Annotated in this window: 4 protein-coding genes; 3 read left to right on the plus strand and 1 reads right to left on the minus strand. The window is 43.3% G+C overall.

Features of this window, described 5'->3' with window-relative positions; all coding sequences use genetic code 11:
* Positions 1 to 359 (minus strand): response regulator (locus IH879_21170; GenBank protein MCH7677439.1); only part of this gene is annotated, 359 nt, incomplete at its 3' end.
* A 297-nt stretch (positions 360 to 656) separates the two neighbouring features.
* Here IH879_21170 and IH879_21175 point away from each other — a divergent pair.
* From IH879_21175 to IH879_21185, 3 genes are all read left to right on the plus strand, one after another.
* Complete coding sequence (locus IH879_21175; GenBank protein ID MCH7677440.1) at positions 657 to 2,648, plus strand: HEAT repeat domain-containing protein; 1,992 nt, start codon at positions 657 to 659, stop codon at positions 2,646 to 2,648.
* 349 nt (positions 2,649 to 2,997) lie between these two features.
* A complete protein-coding gene (locus IH879_21180) occupies positions 2,998 to 3,324 on the plus strand; it encodes a cupin domain-containing protein (protein ID MCH7677441.1) in 327 nt (108 codons plus the stop codon).
* Positions 3,325 to 3,396: 72 nt separating this feature from the next.
* Positions 3,397 to 3,864, plus strand: a 468-nt coding sequence (locus IH879_21185) for a hypothetical protein (GenBank protein ID MCH7677442.1), incomplete at its 3' end; no start/stop codon positions are given.

Below are 3,864 nucleotides of genomic sequence, written 5' to 3' on the forward strand. Positions count from 1 at the left end.
ACCGTAATCGAAAGCCGGTCACTTGCAAAAGGCTTGGTAATAAAATCGTATGCGCCCAACTTCATCGATTCAACCGCCTTTTCAATTGTTCCATGGGCCGACATCATCACCACCGGAATCAGGGGCTCTATATCTCGTATCCGTTTCAAGGTTTCGATGCCGTCGATCCCGGGCATTTGGATGTCCATGAGGACTAAATCGGGCACAGATTCTCTAATTGACTTGAGGCAGGCTTCCCCGTTTGAGGCTGTCTCAATAGTATAAGTTTTCTCCTTCCGCAATTGTATCTCGATCATCTTGCAGATGTTTTTATCATCATCGACAACTAAAACTGTACTTTTTGGAGACCTGCGATTCACTTAAACTCTCCGCTGTAATTTAGATTAATCTGAACAAACAAAAGAATTTTTTTATAATACAAAACATTGGTTTAATTTTCAAGGCTTTTCAAACATTTATTATTAATTTATTTATACTATAATCGCATGGAATAGACTGCATAATTAGTGTCCGAGCAATCTTTTTAGAAATAAGTAACGATTAAAATCGCTTCCTTTATTTTGGAGAAAAATTAAAATAATTTTGCCACAGAATCAACAGATTTTTAACGCATCGGCCTATTGACTTAGACAAACCCAACTCTTATATTGGATGCCATGAAAAAAGTGATTTTGACAGCACTCCTTGGGCTAATGCTGTCAAGCTGCATTAAAAGCCAAAAAGAGTTTGAGCACATTCTTCTACTGGAGAATAGTCGGGCTTCCTGTGACAGCCTGGTAGAGTACCTGGATAGCTCCGAACCAAAAATTCGAGCCCGAGCGGTTGACGCGATGGGGAAGCTGCAAGATCCGATTTGTTTAGATTTGCTTATAAAAATGCTGAATGACCTCAATCACAATGTGCGAATGCAGGCCGCATTTGCCCTGGGTCAATTGGGAAATTCGGAGGCCGAAGATGCGCTCATTGCCAGGCTGAATAATAAAGAATTAACTAAAGTAAAAGTTCGTATTGTTGAGGCTCTGAGCAAAATTGGTACAGACACTTCTTTTCCGGTATTCATCAAATTACTGAAGTCGGAAGATGACCAATTACGCGGGCAAGCCGCATTGTCTCTGGGAAGTTTTGCTCGAAGAAAGCAAACCGATGAGAAGGTGGCTGATTCTCTGGCTTTGCTTGTTGCTGATAAGAACGCCGATGTTAGATGGAAGGCCTGCTATTCTTTAGCACAAATAGGAAAAGATTTAGATATCGCGAGTTTACGGAATGCGATTTACGATAAAAACCCGCTCGTAAGAATTTACGCAATCCAGGCCCTTGGCAAATTAAAAGACTTAACCGTTTTAGAACCCTTGGGGGGAATCATACAAAACGATCCGGACTGGCGTGTTCGGGTGAAGGCAGCCAATGCACTGGCGAATCATCCCTTAAGTTTGGTGGCGAATAACTTTTCGTTACTGAAGCAAAATATCCATGTTAAACTTGCGATTATCCAAGCGATTGGAACCAGCGCACAACTTGAACCTGGCGGGTACCGCCAAAACAGCCGTGAGCATAATTTTGTTAAACATCAATTAGAGCAGATTTTTCTTACCGATGATGGAGATGACACCTGGAGTTCCGCAGAAGTCGGAACGGCTCTTATTTCCTACGCTAAGCTAATCAAAAAAGAGTCGATTGACCTCCTCTTAAAATTTAAAAATCATGCTGAGCACAAAGTCAGAGCCCGAGCCATGACGGCGCTAAGTGAAACCGGCTCACCAACTATTTTGCGAATTTTTGAAAAGGAATATCCAACAGCGCTAACCATTGTCAAAATCGCTATGCTTGAGTCGCTTAACAAATTTAAAGAATATGCAAATTCACGATTATTTCTGCTTGCGTTGGAAGAGTCAGACCCTGTACTTGTTGCTATCGCAGCACAGGGATTAAGCCAAGACACCCTCCGAAATAAAATACATGCCCAGCGCATAGTTCAGGCCTACCAAAACTTGGCAAAACCAGTCGACAGCGAATCGGCAAAAATGATCTTTCAGGCAATCGGCACACTTGGCGATGAAAACGCAGTTCCCGTACTTCGAGAGGCGCTCAACATTCCTGACAAAACGCTCTCCGCAGTCGTTGCCGATGCCCTTTTTCAAATCACCGGTGTTGACTATTCTGACAGCACTGCAACATTCACAAAACCTCATTCGGATCTCAGATACGAAGACGTTTTAAAATTAGATGGCGCCAGCGCTTTGATTAAAACACCCCGCGGCAATATCGAATTTGAATTTTTTGCGGAAGAGGCGCCGCTCACAGTATTGAACTTTGTTCGGCTTGTGGAACAAGGATTTTTTGACAAACTCACCTTTCACCGGGTTGTTCCGAATTTTGTTATTCAGGGAGGAGATCCCCGGGGAGACTCTTGGGGCTCACCCGGATATGCCATCCGTTCGGAGTTCAACATGCGTCCCTATTTGCGCGGAACAGTCGGCATGGCCAGTGCTGGCAAAGACACTGAAGGCTGCCAATTCTTTATCACCCATTCACCTCAACCTCACCTCGATGGCCGCTACACGGTCTTTGGTCAAGTGACCTCCGGAATGGACGTTGTTGATGCCATTCAAGAAGGGGATATGATGGAAGTGATTGCGATTAAGAGGTAAGCGCTGCAGATTGCCCGTCGATTATTAACTTCTTCGGTCGTTTAATATTCCTCTCCCTTACCTTTTAAAATTTTTAATATTTTTACAGTTTGCTTTGAATTTACCAAAAAGTGCTTGAACTATTTCAAAAAAATTCATATCTATCACAAGCAAATTGGAGCTAATATTGCGCACTTCTATCGAATCGCACAAAGAACTTGTCTAAGAGGGATTGCGTCTCGCATCTTTGAAATCCAAAAAAGAATTAGACGCAAAGGTCTCAGAGGGCATGCCGGTAAAGGCATCTGGCAGGACAATTTGGAGAAATCGCGAAAAGTCGCCTTTGATTTATTTTAGTGTTAGATCAACTATGTCATACTTCAAAAACATTCAATCCCAGGTTCGATTCTCTGCAGAAAAAATGCAGAAGAGCAACCTCTTTGAAACTGGGAATTTTTTCTGTGACATCTATTGTCTGGAGCCCGGGCAAATCCAAAAGCCGCATACCCACGAGGGAGCTGACAAAGTATATTTTGTACTCGAAGGCCAAGCCAAGATTCAAGTCGGCGAGGAGGAGAAAGTCGTTAAACAAAACGAAATCTGTCTGGCAGAGTCAGGTCTTGTCCACGGGGTTAAAAATACGAGCAATGAACGTTTGACTTTACTTGTTTTCATGGCGCCGAATCCGAATGTGTAACCGGAAACCAAGTTCAACTTAAACACTTTAATACTCGAACACCAAAACACTTTTTAATAACCGGAGGGAAGAATGCTAAACAAACCATTTCTATTAATTTTCTTAATTTTAACCATCTCCATTTACTGCGTTCAGGAGCGAAGCTCACCCCCTGCCGAAAATGGCTTCGAACGCTCGAAATCGGACCCGCAGGCGCTGCTAGTGGTAGATGAAATGTGGGAATCATTGGGCGGTAAAGACAATTGGCAGAAAACCAGGTTCTTGAGCTACCACTGGATCGTTGAAGTCAACGGCGAGGTTCGCTCTGATTATCGCCATGACTGGGACCGCTACACAAATGACTACCGGGTTGAAGGAACCAGCCGAGACGGCCAGCATTTTGTTGCGATATTTAATACTCAAACCAAAGCAGGGGATGTCTTTGTGGACGGCACAAAAGTCATCGAGGACTCTACAAAAGCCAAATGGATAGAGAAAGCCTACGGCCGATATATTAACGACAGCTACTGGTTGATCATGCCATATCAACTCAACCATCCT

Source organism: candidate division KSB1 bacterium, from assembly GCA_022562085.1.
GTDB lineage: Bacteria > Zhuqueibacterota > Zhuqueibacteria > Oceanimicrobiales > Oceanimicrobiaceae > Oceanimicrobium.